This is a genomic window from Streptococcus sp. A23, from assembly GCF_043674155.1.
GTDB classification, from domain to species: domain Bacteria; phylum Bacillota; class Bacilli; order Lactobacillales; family Streptococcaceae; genus Streptococcus; species Streptococcus suis_V.
The window spans coordinates 93,489-106,976 of sequence record NZ_JBIMJP010000006.1 but is presented as its reverse complement, the minus strand read 5'-3'; the positions used below and the strand labels follow the sequence as shown (position 1 = coordinate 106,976).

The following is a 13,488-nucleotide window of genomic DNA, read 5'->3' as shown; positions in this document are numbered from 1 at the left end:
AAAAAATTTTTTCGCTTTGATTATATCATAGGGAGGGAGTTTTTGTATTCTTTTGAGTTTTCGTATAAGAACTCGACCAGTTTAAAAAAAGTTCGTCAACAAGTCTTTATTTCTAGTTGTTGAGCTGAAACAGTCTATCCCCAGACTGTTTCACTCCCACCCCCGCACAGCTCAAACTGTCTGGTAGACAGTTTGAGGTTGGAGATAAAGCGAACTTTGTTCGCAACAGTCGTAATGGTCAGATTTGGAGTGTGAAACACAAGCAAATCTGCCAATCAACCACTGCGCTGAGATGTTGACACAAACTCTGAGAAGCGAGGCTGGACTTTCTGCCCAGCCTCTTGCTTTTTCAAGGAAATGGTGTTACAATGGTAATACCAAAGGAATACTATAAGAGGTAAGAAAAATGGCAGCTATCACATTGAAAGTATCTGAGCAGGACAAACTCTTTATGCAAGCTATGGCAAAGTTTGAAGGCGTGAGTTTATCAGAACTCATTCGGACTAAAACCCTTGAAGCCCTTGAAGACGAATACGATGCGCGTGTGGCAGACCTTGCTTGGGCAGAATACCAAGAAGACTTGGCGAATGGCATTGAGCCGATAACATTAGAACAAATGGCTGAGGAGTTGGGCATTGAGTTATAAGGTTATTTTGTCTGCTAAGGCTCAAAAGCAAATTCGAAAGATGGATAAAACGGCTGCAAGTTTGATTTTGCGGTATCTTTACAAGCATATTGACGGGTGCGACAATCCCAGACAATACGGAAAAGCCTTAACTGCCAATCGTTCAGGCCAATGGCGGTACCGTATCGGTAATTACAGGGTCATTGTCAGCATTGAGGATGATAAATTGATCGTAACAGCCCTTGAAGTCGGGCATCGGAAAGAAATATATAAATAGAAAGCCAAGACCTGTGTCCTGGCTTTTGCAGAATGAAGAAGATGAAAAAAGAGAAGATTTATATTGTTGAAGACGATGAGATGATTGTCCAGCTCTTGAAGCAGCATCTGGGAAAATCATATCAGGTGGAAAGTGTGCAGAATTTCCGGGCAGTCAGTCAAGAAGTGGTTGAGTTCCAACCAGACCTGGTCTTGATGGATATTAGCCTGCCTTATTACAATGGGTTTTACTGGACGACGGAAATTCGGAAATCCATGACCATGCCGATTATTTTTATATCTTCTAGCGACGATGAAATGAATGCAGTCATGGCCATGAATATGGGCGGAGATGATTTTGTAGCTAAGCCCTTTTCGCTGACTATTCTCGATGCTAAAATCGCAGCCTTCTTACGTCGGGTCAAACAATTTAGTAAGACAGCGGATTTGCAAGTGGACCAGTTTAAACTCAGTCCTGACGGGCGCTTTTCTGATGGTCAAACCAGTATCCAGCTCTCTCCGACAGAAACGAAAATCTTAACGCCACTTATGCAACAGGTTGGGCAGATTGTGAGCAAGGAAGTCTTGTTGGAAAGCTTGTGGGAAAACGAAGAATTTATCGACCAGAATACACTCAATGTCAATATGACCCGACTACGCAAGAAAACAGGTGAACTGGGTTTTGACCGCATTCATACAGTGCGGGGAGTGGGGTATCTTGTCAAATGATAGCCAAATTTTTAAGAGAATACAGGAGTTTATTGCTAGCCTACCTCTTGCTAGTTGGCGGTTTTATCCTGCTCTTCTATCTCTATCGGCTTCCCCTTACATTCTTGTACCAAGCTCTGCTATTTTCCTTGACCATCTTGATTCTTTTCAGTCTTGGTCTCTATTGGAAATTCCGCCAGCGAATGCAAGCCTTGGAAAATCTAACAGATAAGGACCTTGCCTTGCTGGATAAACCGTCTGATCTGGCCTATTTACAGGTCCTTTCAACGGAAAAGGAGCAGTGGCAGGAGCAGTTATTGGCCTATAAAACGCGTGAAGAGGATTTGCAGGCTCTGGTAAAAATGTGGTCCCACCAGATGAAGGTTCCTTTGGCTGCCCTATCCCTCATGAGCCAGACGGACAATTTACATCAGGCAGATGTTGACCAACAATTGCTGCGCTTGGACAATTACATGGCTAATTTACTCAATTATCTCAAGTTGTCCAATCAAGCTTCGGATTTTCGCTTCGAAATGGTCCAAGTGAGAGAAGTAGTGGTGGATTTGGTCAAGAAATACCGGCAACAATTTCTGCAACGAGATATAAGTGTCGCTATCGACGGGGATTGGCAGCTGAAAACAGACCGCAAGTGGCTGAGTTTCGCCCTATCGCAAGTCTTAGACAATGCCCTGAAATACAACAAAACAGGTGGTTCAGTGACCATTGCCTTGGACAAGGGAATCACGATTTCTGATACAGGATTAGGCATTTTGCCCGAGGATATTCCGCGCCTTTTTGACGAAGGTTTTACGGGCTATAATGGACGTGAACACCAGAAAGCCACTGGTTTTGGGCTCTATCTCACCAAGCGCGTCTTGCACCAGCTAGAATTAGATATTGATGTGGACAGTCAGGTTGAAGTTGGGACAAATGTGCGGATATTTAAATCAGATTAAGAGTTTGCAACCGCCTCCAAAAGTGCTATACTAAGGATAGTATTTCATTGGAGGTTTTTTATGTCTCATCATGTTTTGCAAAATGGATCCGACATTCGCGGGATTGCCATTGCTACTGACGAATATGCTGTTAAATTGACGCCCCAAGCAACCAAGGAAATTGTTAGAGGGTTGATTCATTGGCTGACCCAAAATCAGGAATTGTCCACGCTCTATAAAGAAGGAAAATTGACCATTGGTATCGGTCGTGATAGCCGTCTGAGCGGTCCAGATTTGGCAGATGCTTTTATCGAAGAAGCTGTTGGTCTGGGGGTTCAGGTGATTGACTTTGGTATGGCCACAACGCCAGCTCTCTTCATGAGCACCCAGTATCCGCAGTTTGCCTGCCACGCAGGGGTGATGATTACTGCCAGCCATCTGCCTTATTATTTTAATGGTCTCAAGATTTTTTCGCAAAATGGCGGAGCGGAACACGAGGATATTGACTATATCTTGTCGCATACGGAGGCATTCCCAGCCTTAAGTCTGGGAAGTCTGACCCATGCGGATCTGATTACGCCTTATGCCCAAGATTTGGTTGATAAGATTCGTACAGCCTGCGATGGTCAAGACAAGCCGTTGACCGGACTCAATATCATCGTCGATGCTGGAAATGGTGCAGGCGGTTTCTTTGCGGAAAAAGTTTTGGCCGAGCTGGGAGCTGATACAACGGGTTCACAGTTTTTAGAACCGAACGGCACCTTCCCTAATCATGTCCCAAATCCCGACAACAAAGAGGCCATGGAAAGTATTCGTCAAGCAGTACTTAAACAAGGTGCCGACTTGGGCATTATCTTTGATACAGATGTGGACCGCGCTGCCTTGGTTACCAAGTCAGGACAAATTCTCAATCGTAACAATCTAATTGCTGTCTTGGCTCAAATTACCTTGTCCGAGCATCCGGGTACGAGCATTGTCACCAATTCCCCAACCTCAGAACACCTAAAAGATTTTATCGAAAGTCTGGGTGGCAAGCAAATTCGCTATATTTCAGGTTATCGTAATGTGATCAATCGCGCCATTGCTGCCAACCAAGCTGGTGTGGATTGTCAATTGGCTATCGAGACGTCAGGTCATGCAGCCTTTAAGGAAAATTATTTCTTGGATGACGGTACCTATGTGGCTGCCAAAATTCTCATGCTTCTGCCTCAGTTGCAAAAGGATGGCAAGTCCCTGGATGATTTGATTGCACAGCTGAAACAACCTTTAGAAACGCAGGAAGTGCGCTTTAAGTTGGAGGTTGAGGATTATCGCGCGCTAGGTGAGCAAGTCATTGCCGACTTGCAAGCGACATCCATTGCCAGTTTTATTTTCAATCCAGAGAATGAAGAAGGAGTGCGATTTGATGTAACAGACCCTTATGGAGACGGCTGGTTCCTTCTCCGCATGAGTCTCCACGAACCGCTCCTGGTCCTTCAAATTGAAAACGACCAATCAGGTTATATGCTGAGCATTTTGAAACGTTTATCTGAATTCTTGGACGGCTATCCAGCTGTTAATCAGACAAAATTAAAAGAATTAGTATAATTAGATGAAAGTCAGCCACTTGGTTGGCTTTTTGGTGTTTTTCTGGCTAGTTTTAAGCAGTTTTGAAAACATTTACAAGATTTTTTCTTAAATTTTCACACAAAATGCTTGACTTATCAATAATTAGTGATAAAATAGACTTACAGAAAGAAAGTGAGGTACTTAACATGACACTCGTTTCAAATCCTACTCAATTAATTAACGCTTTGGACAATAATGAAAAAGAAATTGTTATCACACGTACCATGACTTTTGCAAGTTCCATCTATCTTCCAGCTGGTATCGACATCAAAGGTCAAGCACAAGAAAATGGCGTTCTGCCAACTGTATTCTTTTCACATTCTGATGGTTTTATCTTGAAAGGTGATGCTAAGATTTCTGATTTAACAATCTCAGCTCTTCAAGATAAGAAAGCTATTTCACTTGTGCCACAACAAGTTCGTGACAACTTTGGTCAGATTTCACTTGAAAACTTGATCGTGGACGGTCAAATTTCAATGATTTTCCGTGCACCAACCATGACTGCACATGTCGACACACACAACGTCTTGGTTCGCAAAGCAGATACGCGCACCTACCTTGAGCAACCACAAAAATATGGCGTAAACGTCCTGCAAGGTGCTTATACCCTTTACAATTTTAACCCCGATGCTAACAGTAAGATTACAGCAGCTATCAGTGAATTGAACGTCGGTCAAGACGGTCAACCTGTCATCGGATCTGGTGTCTTTATTTCAGGTTTCAATGATGCTGGTGGTCAAGTTGTGATGGATAAAATGGTCTTGGGTTCAGTTTATTCTACCGGTCTCCTTCCTCAAGGTGCGGCAGATTTCATCACCGGTGGTGTCTTTGTTGTCTATGGTGCCCATGTTCACGAATTGTATCAGCTCGGTAAAACCGTTACTTACGGCGTCAATGACATGGTCTTGGATGCTTGGGGAACTGTTGATAAATGGGTCGTAGAAGATGAAGTGATTTCCTACGGTCAATCTGGTGTTGGTTTCGTAAACTTCGGTACTGTCAATGATTTCCAAGCGAAAAAAGCCATTTCTACCTACGGTGTCGGAGCTCGCGCCTACAATCAATACGATGGTACCTTGAAAGTCGGTCATTTTGCTGAAATCAATACCTACAATGATGGTGCTGTTGGTATTCAAATTTCCAAAGAAGTCGGTGAACTGCATATTGAAGGCGATATTACGACCCACGGTGGTGTTGGCCAATCTCTTGTAAAAGGTGTCAACGTGGATCTTCCAGCCTATGCCTTTTCTATCAAAGATGGCGGTTACCTTCATGAACTTCATGTCAAAGGCTCTATCCTTAGCCACGGTGATAATGTTACAACTGTCACTATGGAAGAAGGCGGTCGTTTAGACCAAGTCGCATTGGATGGTAAAGTCGCTGCACTGGGCAACAATAGCAAAACCTTCAGCGATGAAACTGTTGAAAAACGATTTTAAGAATGAAGCTAAACGAGCCTAGGATTTCCTGGTCTCGTTTTTAGTAGTAAATTCCGATTAGAAAATTGGCATAGAAAAATGAGATTGGAAGTCCAACCTCATTTTTTTCTTCTGAAAGCAAGTTGTTGCAAGAGCGAGATAATTGGTCCAGTGAAGAGCATGGCAATAATTGTTCCTTCGCGAATTCCTAAAAATGGATTACCAAAGAGGAAAGAGAGAAGAAGCGCTGTTACAACCATTCCAATATCACAGGCCAATTTGACGCTAGAAAATGGTTTATTGGTCACTTGGGCAATTGTTTTGGGCAACCCTTCGCCCGGCATGACAATCGTATCCGCATTGACCTCAACAATGACACCGATTGCCAAGATAAAGACAGAGATAATCAAGACAATCAACTGGACTGGATAAGATTTACTGGACAAGATTGGAGCGAGCAGACCGTAGAAAAAGTTAATAAACAAGCCAAACAAGGTTCCGGGTATTAACTGAATGAGGTAAGGAATTGCCTCGCTCATCTTCTTTGGACTAGCCAAGACGAGCTGAATAACAACTAGCAGGGCTAAGAAGAGCGCCGTGTTCAGACCGATGGATGAACCCATAGATTCTGAGACGACGTTGGGCACAGCAGCAATCGGCGATGTGCCGAGCAGGGATATTTTTGACATGGCAACAGCAATGGCCATGATTGTGATTCCAATAACAAATTTTACGATTTTCATAATTATATTTTAATACAATATCGACAAAAATCAAGCATTAACTCACTAATTAGTAGATTTGTTATTGACTTTTGTATAAAACAAATTATGTAAATCATAGTTTGTCCAATGCATTTTTTTGCTCATCATTGACAATATGGGTATACAAATCAGTAACTTGCGTATTGGCATGCCCCAGTTGATGGCTGACCAAGACCTGCGACTTGGTTGCATCATAGAGTCTGGTCGCAAGTGTGTGGCGGAGTTTGTGGGGCGTTACACGAATTTTGAAATCAGCCGAATACTTGGCAACCATTTTTTCAATAGAAGAGGCATCCATGCGATTGGGTATCCCACGATATTCGGAAAGAAAGAATGCGACGTCAGTCTTTTCTGCCTTGTAGCGTTGCTGCCGGATGGTCATATAGGCTTCCAGATAGGGCTTGGCAAAGCCAGCAATATTAACAGAATCCCGTTTACCACCTTTTCGAGTGACTTCGATAATCATCAATTTCAGATTAACATCCTTGAGGTCCAAATTGACGGCCTCAGACAGACGGACGCCAGAGGCCAAGAGCAGGGCAAGAATGGCTAAATCACGCTCCTTATTTTTTCGGAAAGAAGATTTTGCACGGTTGGAGAGTTTATTTTCGTATTCTGTGTCCACGTATTCCAGAAATTCCATGGTCTCGTCGCCCAAAAAGAGTTTCTGCTTGATATTTTCCGCCCGGGCAGCCAAGGTTTCTTTTTTCTTCTTGGTCGACACCTTTTTCATGACATTACGGTAGAAGTAGGGCTCACCCTGATCATTTTCCACTTCTTCGGTTAAATACTTGAAGAGACTAGAAAGTGCCGACAGAGTGCGGTTAATGGTGGTCTGCGACACACCATTCTGCGTGGTATTGGCGTTCAGCAAGGGGCGCTCCCGCAGATAAAGAATGAAGGCTTCCATATCTTTTTTGGTCAAATGTTCCAGAATATCCAACGGAATGTCAGCAATCCGTTCCACAGATACCAAATCTGAATCCTGTAACCACTCAAAAAAACGACGATATTCTTTGAGGTATTCATAAAGGGTTGTAAAACTATAGGGAACCGCCAACTTGGATTGGTAATAATCCAAGACATACCAAGGCATGATTTCTTTCAATTCCTCAATTTTTTCCAATAATAATTCACGACGCATGATGATTTCTCCGAGATATTTTATTTAAAATTAAGGATTGTATTTTGGAAGAATTCACAGCCTTCGCATTTATTTCGAAATTATAAAGTACATATTTTCGGCAAAAATTTTTTCTAGTTATCATACCAGTAGTATACCATAGTTTTATATAAGTTTCAAGAAAATTATAGTTTTTCGGAAAGATGTTATATAGATTTTCAACAACATAACCAAAAAAAATTTTTTAGTAAAAATCAGCTAAAAATGTACTTTTGCATATTAAATATTATGTAAACTATTTTTTATTTATTTGATAACTGCATCATTAACTCCATAGCTGTTTCTTGATTACGGAGATAGACCTTGATGCCTGTTGATTTGACCCGTTTTGTAAAGGCACTTTGACTGAGTTTCAGTTTCTGAGCTAGGGATTTTTGCTTAAAATGTTCAGAATAAATGCCAGTCTCTACCAATCTTAGGATGAATTCCTTTTGCGAATGACTCCACCGATCTCGCATAAAATCGCTGGTCGCTAAAAGACTGTTAATGACCTTGTCAATATGGGGATAGTCGGAAGAAAATCCGTTGGCTCTACTTCCGTAATCGTCTTGTGTCTGGACCAAAGTTAGAGCTTTCTCAGCCTCACGCTGAGCTTGAGAATTGCTTGAGAAAATGCTGGTTTTCTGCACTGCATCATCCAGATCACCCAAACCAATTCCTATTTGCAACTGATAACCTTCGGCCAGAGACAGATGTAAATAATCAAGAATTTGCAATAAATCCGCGTTGGGTTTGACTTGAGCCTCTAGCAGTCCACCTCTATGGAGAGTAAAATCAGTCAATAATTGACTAGCATAAACCTGATTTAGACGACTAATAATCGTGAGAATGTTTATTTCTGTTTGTGATTGGCTTGATAAAGGTGTAATCTGGCCAGTAATCATCATCATTTTATTCATCATTCTATTTTAATGGAAAAATATAAAAATGTCCATTATAATGGAATTATTTAAAATATTTGTTATACAACTAGGTCATTACTAAACTTCTATCAAGACTGAAAGAAACTATACTAGCACTTACCTGACTTTTTTACCTTTTACATATTAAAACCCAGCTAAATTGAATAATCAGTCTAGCTGGGTTTAGTTAGTTCATTGTTGTACGGATAAATATAGATGAATAGAAGATTCTAGCGATTTGCCCAAGCGATATCAAGATTTAGAGTCTCTTGAGTTGTATATTGTGCGCGATATGGATTCCAAATTAAATTAGCTACTGACGAAACATTCTCATTAGTATAATATCCATCGTATTGTGTCAATCCATGAAGTTCAATGATATCATTAAGTTTTGCAGCGTAGGCTGTATCTGTTGCGTATGTACCAGTTAAAGCATTAGTAGCATCCAAGTAGCTACTGGTGTTGGAACGCCAAACACTGTTAAAGTGAGGTTGGCGAACAATGTTTACATATGTTTGAAGGGATACAGATTGTTCATTGTATGCTCCCTTGATACCAAATAAGTTATTGTACAGGGAAATTGATAACCCAGATTGTCCATAATTAGATTCATGTATAGCCTGTGCAATCATGACAGATGGATACAAATCATATCTGTAGCTTCAGCCTGTCGAATCGTCTTATTCCCAAATACAAATAAACAAATCGTTAAAATAGACAATACCACTGTCAGTAATATTGAGAGAGGATGTTTTTTCATTGATTGAAAATATTGACTTCTTGAATACTGCATAATACCTAAATCCTTTTTCATAGTTTAATGGTAATCATTATACAATTTTCAGACATTAATACTCAAGATAGTTTACTTTATAACTTATATTACAAAAAAAGTCTACATAACATTCGTTATGCAAACTTAATTGTTAGTTATTCTTCTACCCATACGGAAACCGAGCCTGGATTAACATAGAAACGCCCCCATCCATTTTCATCTAATTGAACGGTGTCTTGTCGATGACCGGTTGCATCTACAAATACTTTTCCAGCATTTAAAGTTCCCATATCCATGTCTTTGTATCCTTCATCTGCATTGCTGATAACGCAGGCTAGACCTTTAGGATGCTCATTATCCCCTTGGCAAACCCAACCAATACAATTTGGATGATCGAGATAATCAATCTGTGGACCGTAGGTATGATGTTGACGGATAGCAAGTAATTTATCCAAGATTTCATTGAAGGCAGCTTGTCCAAATTCACCTGAAATACCGTAATAATCACCGTAGAATAAGGTTGGCAATCCTTGTTGACGTAGCAAAATTAAGGCGTAAGCAGCTGGTTTGAACCAATCTGCGACTGTTGATTCTAGCGCCTGTCCACGTTGTGTATCATGGTTTTCGACAAATGTAACGGCAAAATCAGGCTTTGTTTTCACCAAGCTACCATCAAAAATGGTCCGTAAATCGAAAGATTGCCCTTCATTACCCGCCTGAAAGAAATTCATGTGGAGCGGAACGTCCACCAAGTCAAGTTGGTAATCTGTACCGTCGATATAACTTTGACTATCTGCTTCACTGTCTTTCCAATATTCTGCGAAAGCGTACAGGTCAGGCTTAATTTCTTGTCGGACAAATTCCATAAAGGAAGCGATATAATCTTCCCCAATATGCTTGGCAGCGTCAATCCGAAAGCCATCAACCTGAGTTGTTTCGATAAACCATTTTACCCAATCTTTGAGATGCTCTACTACTTCTGGGTGTTTGAAATCAATGTCATTGAACATCAGGTAATCGTAGTTCCCGTGCTCTCCGTCGACCTGATCTTGATTGGCCCAGCCCTTGTTCTCTCCTACGATTTGATAAATGCCCGTTTCATTGTGGGCAGCATCAAAATCAAGCCCTGTGAAATGATACCAATGCCACTTAAAATCATTGTAGGCATCGTTACGACCTTGGAAATCATAACCAGTATAACCCTTGATTTCATAGGGTTCAGAAAGACTTTCTTGCCGATTATCAGGGTTCATCCGACGAACTTGGAAGCTTTCTTGGTAGTCTCCACCAGCTTTGTGGTTGAGGACAATATCCGCAATCACTGCTATCCCTTGTTCGTTGAGAGCATGAATAGCAGCCAGATACTCATCTTTTGTTCCGTATTTGGTTGAAATGGTACCTTTTTGGTCGAATTCTCCCAAATCAAACAGGTCATAAATCCCATAGCCGACGTCATCTGGTCCTGTCGCTTTAAAGGCAGGTGGCGTCCAAACATGGCTAATTCCTAATTCTTTCAGATGCGGAGCGTCATTTTTTAGCCGATTCCAATGGTCGTGATCAGCAGGCAGATACCATTCAAAGTATTGCATTAATGTAGAACGTGTCATCAAATCTTCTTTCTATTTGTGGAGAACGGATTATTTACGCTTTTTCTTAGCTTTTTTCATCTTGTTGACTTGACGTTTCATGGCCTGCTCCATGGCAAATTTTCCAATCTTGCCTTTGAGCCCACCACCAAACATGGATGACATGTCAGGCATACCAGCCCCGCCTATCAGTTGGCTCATATCGGGCATTCCGCTACCACCCATCATATCTTCTAAGGCAGACATATCCATATTGTTTGGCATATTTTTCGGAAGATTATTAGGGTTAATTCCCATCTGTTTCATCATTTTGCTCATGTCACCAGACATCATGCCTTGCATGAGGGATTTTGCTTGGTTGAAATCCTTGATAAATTTATTGACTTCGACAAAGCTATTCCCTGAACCTTCCGCAATCCGACGGCGACGGCTCGGAGTTAATAAATCCGGATTTTCTCGTTCTTCAGGCGTCATTGAGGACACAATGGCACGCTTACGAGCAATCTGTTTTTGGTCAACCTTTAGATTTGCCAGAGCTGGATTGGTTGACATACCAGGAAGCATTTTGAGCAAGTCTTCCATCGGTCCCATGCTTTGTACTTGGTCGAGCTGGTCAATGAAATCGTTGAAATCAAAGGTGTTCTCGCGCATTTTTTCCGCCAGTTCCAATGATTTCTTCTCGTCGTACTCCTTGCTGGCCTTTTCAATCAGCGTCAACATATCCCCCATACCGAGAATACGAGATGACATACGGTCTGGATGGAAGGTTTCGATGTCCGTAATCTTCTCACCAGTACCAGTGAATTTGATAGGTTGGCCAGTAATGTGACGAACAGAAAGCGCCGCACCACCACGCGTATCACCGTCAATCTTAGTCAAAATAACACCAGTGATCGCCAACTGGTCATTAAATTCCTTGGCAACATTAGCGGCCTCTTGACCAATCATGGCATCGACTACCAAGAGGATTTCATTTGGTTGGACAAAGTCTTTAATATCACGCAATTCCGCCATCAGGGCTTGGTCAATCTGCAAACGACCGGCTGTATCGATTAGGACATAGTCATTGTGGTTGGCTTTGGCTTGTTCCAAACCTTGGCGCACAATTTCAAGGGCAGGAACTTGGTTGCCCAATTCAAAGACAGGAACGTCAATCTGTTGCCCTAGCGTTTTCAACTGGTCAATGGCCGCTGGACGGTAAATATCCGCCGCAATCAAGAGAGGACGCGCATTCTCCTCTTGCTTGAGTTTGTTGGCCAATTTACCGGTAAAGGTCGTTTTACCAGCACCTTGGAGACCAGCCATCATGATAACGGTTGGAATTTTCGGTGATTTGATAATCTCAGCCGTTTCCGAACCCAGAACCGCCGTCAATTCTTCGTCGACAATCTTGATGATTTGTTGAGCTGGATTGAGGGTATCGATGACTTCGTGGCCAATGGCACGCTCACGCACCTTCTTGATAAAATCTTTGACGACTGGCAAGGCTACGTCCGCCTCAAGCAAGGCCAAACGGATTTCCTTGGTCGCTTCTTGAATGTCGCTCTCGCTGATTTTTCCTTTTCCACGCAGATTTTTAAATACGTTCTGCAAACGCTGGGTTAAATTTTCAAAAGCCATGTGTTCTCCTTTTAATCTCGATTATCAATGCTGGTTAGGACAGAGATTTTTTCATGCAAAAACGCATCTTCTGGATATTTTTCCAAAATCTCATCGAAAATTTGGCTGCGCACAACATAGTCCGAGTACATGTGCAACTTCATTTCGTAGTCCTCTAGCAATTTTTCGGTTCGTTTGATGTTATCATAAACCGCCTGACGGCTCACCTGAAATTCCTCAGCTATCTCTGCTAAACTATAATCATCCGCATAATATAGCTCGATATAGTTCATTTGCTTGTCCGTCAATAAGGCAGCGTAGAATTCAAATAAGGCATTCATTCGATTGGTTTTTTCAATTTCCATAAACTTTATTATATCAAAAATTCTAGCGTTAATAAATAAGAAAATCCGTTTCTAGTGGGAAAACGGATCATTTGTTTGCATAATTTTATTTACGTCTATTTAGAGAGTTTTAAAACGAGCGAAAATACTCAAAAACCTTTGACTTTTTTGTCAAAATCGTGTATACGATGTACGGAGGTATACTTTTATGAATACTGTGAAAACGCGTAAGGTAGTAATTCACTGGCAGTAACCATTCCTAAAGAACTAGGTATTAGTGAGGGCAAAGAATTCCTTGTCTACAAAGGAGTTGATGATGTGATTATTCTTGCGTCCAAAATCCCTAATCCCTTTGACAATATGGAACCCTTCATCATGGAAAATGACTTTGAAGGGGAGGTGTTACTCGATAATGAAGGTTGAATATATTCCTCAAAAGCAGGATATTATCTGGATTGATTTTGACCCTTCTGCTGGCAAGGAAATTCAGAATCGCCGTCCTGCTTTAGTTATCTCCAGTCAAAAATACAGCCGAGCAACAGGTTTCGTCGCTGTCTGTCCTATTACACACGGTGCAAAAACTTTAGAGAGCCGCGGGCTATCTGTGCCGATTGACTCAGAAAAAGTCGCCGGATTCGTCAATCCTACGCAACTCTATACTTTTGATTTCATAGCTAGGAATGCCAGCAAAATCACACAGTTAGATACTTGGACTTTCCAGAAAGTCATTCAGCTTTACAATTATATTTTTGAATAGAGTCGAAAGGCTCTATTTTGCTTGCTCTT

At 41.5% G+C, this 13,488-nt stretch carries 14 protein-coding genes and 1 pseudogene; 8 read left to right on the top strand and 7 right to left on the bottom strand.

Annotated features, from left to right (window positions below):
• Positions 1 to 406: 406 nt before the first annotated feature.
• From relB to ACHBIE_RS05205, 6 genes are all read left to right on the top strand, one after another.
• Positions 407 to 646: a type II toxin-antitoxin system RelB family antitoxin gene (relB, locus tag ACHBIE_RS05230; protein WP_024411326.1), complete on the top strand. Its 240-nt coding sequence runs from the start codon at positions 407 to 409 to the stop codon at positions 644 to 646.
• Positions 636 to 902 carry a type II toxin-antitoxin system RelE/ParE family toxin gene (locus ACHBIE_RS05225; protein ID WP_024401228.1) on the top strand — a complete coding sequence of 89 codons (267 nt, stop codon included), beginning with the start codon at positions 636 to 638 and terminating at the stop codon, positions 900 to 902. The genes relB and ACHBIE_RS05225 overlap by 11 nt, the downstream gene beginning before the upstream one ends.
• Before the next feature lie 41 nt (positions 903 to 943).
• Positions 944 to 1,609, top strand: coding sequence for a DNA-binding response regulator (locus tag ACHBIE_RS05220; RefSeq protein WP_394732872.1), 666 nt, complete (start codon positions 944 to 946; stop codon positions 1,607 to 1,609).
• On the top strand, positions 1,606 to 2,544 hold the full coding sequence (locus tag ACHBIE_RS05215; RefSeq protein WP_394732871.1) for a sensor histidine kinase: 939 nt from the start codon (positions 1,606 to 1,608) through the stop codon (positions 2,542 to 2,544). The genes ACHBIE_RS05220 and ACHBIE_RS05215 overlap by 4 nt, the downstream gene beginning before the upstream one ends.
• A gap of 60 nt (positions 2,545 to 2,604) precedes the next feature.
• Positions 2,605 to 4,110, top strand: a complete 1,506-nt coding sequence (locus tag ACHBIE_RS05210) for a phosphomannomutase/phosphoglucomutase (protein WP_394732870.1) — start codon at positions 2,605 to 2,607, stop codon at positions 4,108 to 4,110.
• Between the two features lie 167 nt (positions 4,111 to 4,277).
• The gene (locus tag ACHBIE_RS05205; RefSeq protein ID WP_394732869.1) at positions 4,278 to 5,570 is read left to right on the top strand and encodes a hypothetical protein; all 1,293 of its coding nucleotides are present in this window, start codon (positions 4,278 to 4,280) and stop codon (positions 5,568 to 5,570) included.
• 98 nt (positions 5,571 to 5,668) lie between these two features.
• On the opposite strand, the gene ACHBIE_RS05200 is transcribed toward ACHBIE_RS05205, so the two are convergent.
• The 7 genes from ACHBIE_RS05200 to ACHBIE_RS05170 all read right to left on the bottom strand — a co-directional run bounded on the left by ACHBIE_RS05200 (position 5,669) and on the right by ACHBIE_RS05170 (position 12,723).
• Positions 5,669 to 6,292, bottom strand: coding sequence for a YitT family protein (locus ACHBIE_RS05200; RefSeq protein ID WP_105123301.1), 624 nt, complete (start codon positions 6,290 to 6,292; stop codon positions 5,669 to 5,671).
• A 94-nt stretch (positions 6,293 to 6,386) separates the two neighbouring features.
• The gene (gene xerS, locus ACHBIE_RS05195; protein ID WP_105110182.1) at positions 6,387 to 7,457 is read right to left on the bottom strand and encodes a tyrosine recombinase XerS; all 1,071 of its coding nucleotides are present in this window, start codon (positions 7,455 to 7,457) and stop codon (positions 6,387 to 6,389) included.
• Positions 7,458 to 7,738: 281 nt separating this feature from the next.
• Positions 7,739 to 8,395 carry a SatD family protein gene (locus ACHBIE_RS05190; protein ID WP_394732868.1) on the bottom strand — a complete coding sequence of 219 codons (657 nt, stop codon included), beginning with the start codon at positions 8,393 to 8,395 and terminating at the stop codon, positions 7,739 to 7,741.
• Between the two features lie 233 nt (positions 8,396 to 8,628).
• Positions 8,629 to 9,030 carry a glucosaminidase domain-containing protein gene (locus ACHBIE_RS05185; RefSeq protein WP_105123324.1) on the bottom strand — a complete coding sequence of 134 codons (402 nt, stop codon included), beginning with the start codon at positions 9,028 to 9,030 and terminating at the stop codon, positions 8,629 to 8,631.
• A gap of 298 nt (positions 9,031 to 9,328) precedes the next feature.
• The gene (locus tag ACHBIE_RS05180) at positions 9,329 to 10,780 is read right to left on the bottom strand and encodes an alpha-amylase (RefSeq protein WP_394732867.1); all 1,452 of its coding nucleotides are present in this window, start codon (positions 10,778 to 10,780) and stop codon (positions 9,329 to 9,331) included.
• A 30-nt stretch (positions 10,781 to 10,810) separates the two neighbouring features.
• A complete protein-coding gene (ffh, locus tag ACHBIE_RS05175) occupies positions 10,811 to 12,379 on the bottom strand; it encodes a signal recognition particle protein (protein WP_394732866.1) in 1,569 nt (522 codons plus the stop codon).
• A gap of 11 nt (positions 12,380 to 12,390) precedes the next feature.
• Positions 12,391 to 12,723 carry a putative DNA-binding protein gene (locus tag ACHBIE_RS05170; protein ID WP_105110178.1) on the bottom strand — a complete coding sequence of 111 codons (333 nt, stop codon included), beginning with the start codon at positions 12,721 to 12,723 and terminating at the stop codon, positions 12,391 to 12,393.
• Positions 12,724 to 12,910: 187 nt separating this feature from the next.
• On the opposite strand from ACHBIE_RS05170, the pseudogene mazE reads away from it, so the two are divergent.
• Together mazE and ACHBIE_RS05160 are read left to right on the top strand one after the other, a co-directional pair.
• Positions 12,911 to 13,125, top strand: a pseudogene (gene mazE, locus ACHBIE_RS05165) (type II toxin-antitoxin system PemI/MazE family antitoxin).
• Positions 13,115 to 13,459 carry a type II toxin-antitoxin system PemK/MazF family toxin gene (locus tag ACHBIE_RS05160; protein WP_105123327.1) on the top strand — a complete coding sequence of 115 codons (345 nt, stop codon included), beginning with the start codon at positions 13,115 to 13,117 and terminating at the stop codon, positions 13,457 to 13,459. Before mazE ends, ACHBIE_RS05160 begins: the two are co-directional and overlap by 11 nt.
• Positions 13,460 to 13,488 lie beyond the last annotated feature (29 nt).

Excerpts from the sequence above, each read along its gene's own strand:
- relB (WP_024411326.1), top strand. The coding sequence starts at position 407 with ATGGCAGCTATCACATTGAAAGTATCTGAGCAGGACAAACTCTTTATG.
- ACHBIE_RS05220 (WP_394732872.1), top strand. The coding sequence starts at position 944 with ATGAAAAAAGAGAAGATTTATATTGTTGAAGACGATGAGATGATTGTC.
- ACHBIE_RS05215 (WP_394732871.1), top strand. The coding sequence starts at position 1,606 with ATGATAGCCAAATTTTTAAGAGAATACAGGAGTTTATTGCTAGCCTAC.
- ACHBIE_RS05210 (WP_394732870.1), top strand. The coding sequence starts at position 2,605 with ATGTCTCATCATGTTTTGCAAAATGGATCCGACATTCGCGGGATTGCC.
- ACHBIE_RS05205 (WP_394732869.1), top strand. The coding sequence starts at position 4,278 with ATGACACTCGTTTCAAATCCTACTCAATTAATTAACGCTTTGGACAAT.
- ACHBIE_RS05200 (WP_105123301.1), bottom strand. The coding sequence starts at position 6,292 with ATGAAAATCGTAAAATTTGTTATTGGAATCACAATCATGGCCATTGCT.
- xerS (WP_105110182.1), bottom strand. The coding sequence starts at position 7,457 with ATGCGTCGTGAATTATTATTGGAAAAAATTGAGGAATTGAAAGAAATC.
- ACHBIE_RS05190 (WP_394732868.1), bottom strand. The coding sequence starts at position 8,395 with ATGAATAAAATGATGATGATTACTGGCCAGATTACACCTTTATCAAGC.
- ACHBIE_RS05185 (WP_105123324.1), bottom strand. The coding sequence starts at position 9,030 with ATGATTGCACAGGCTATACATGAATCTAATTATGGACAATCTGGGTTA.
- ACHBIE_RS05180 (WP_394732867.1), bottom strand. The coding sequence starts at position 10,780 with ATGACACGTTCTACATTAATGCAATACTTTGAATGGTATCTGCCTGCT.
- ffh (WP_394732866.1), bottom strand. The coding sequence starts at position 12,379 with ATGGCTTTTGAAAATTTAACCCAGCGTTTGCAGAACGTATTTAAAAAT.
- ACHBIE_RS05170 (WP_105110178.1), bottom strand. The coding sequence starts at position 12,723 with ATGGAAATTGAAAAAACCAATCGAATGAATGCCTTATTTGAATTCTAC.
- ACHBIE_RS05160 (WP_105123327.1), top strand. The coding sequence starts at position 13,115 with ATGAAGGTTGAATATATTCCTCAAAAGCAGGATATTATCTGGATTGAT.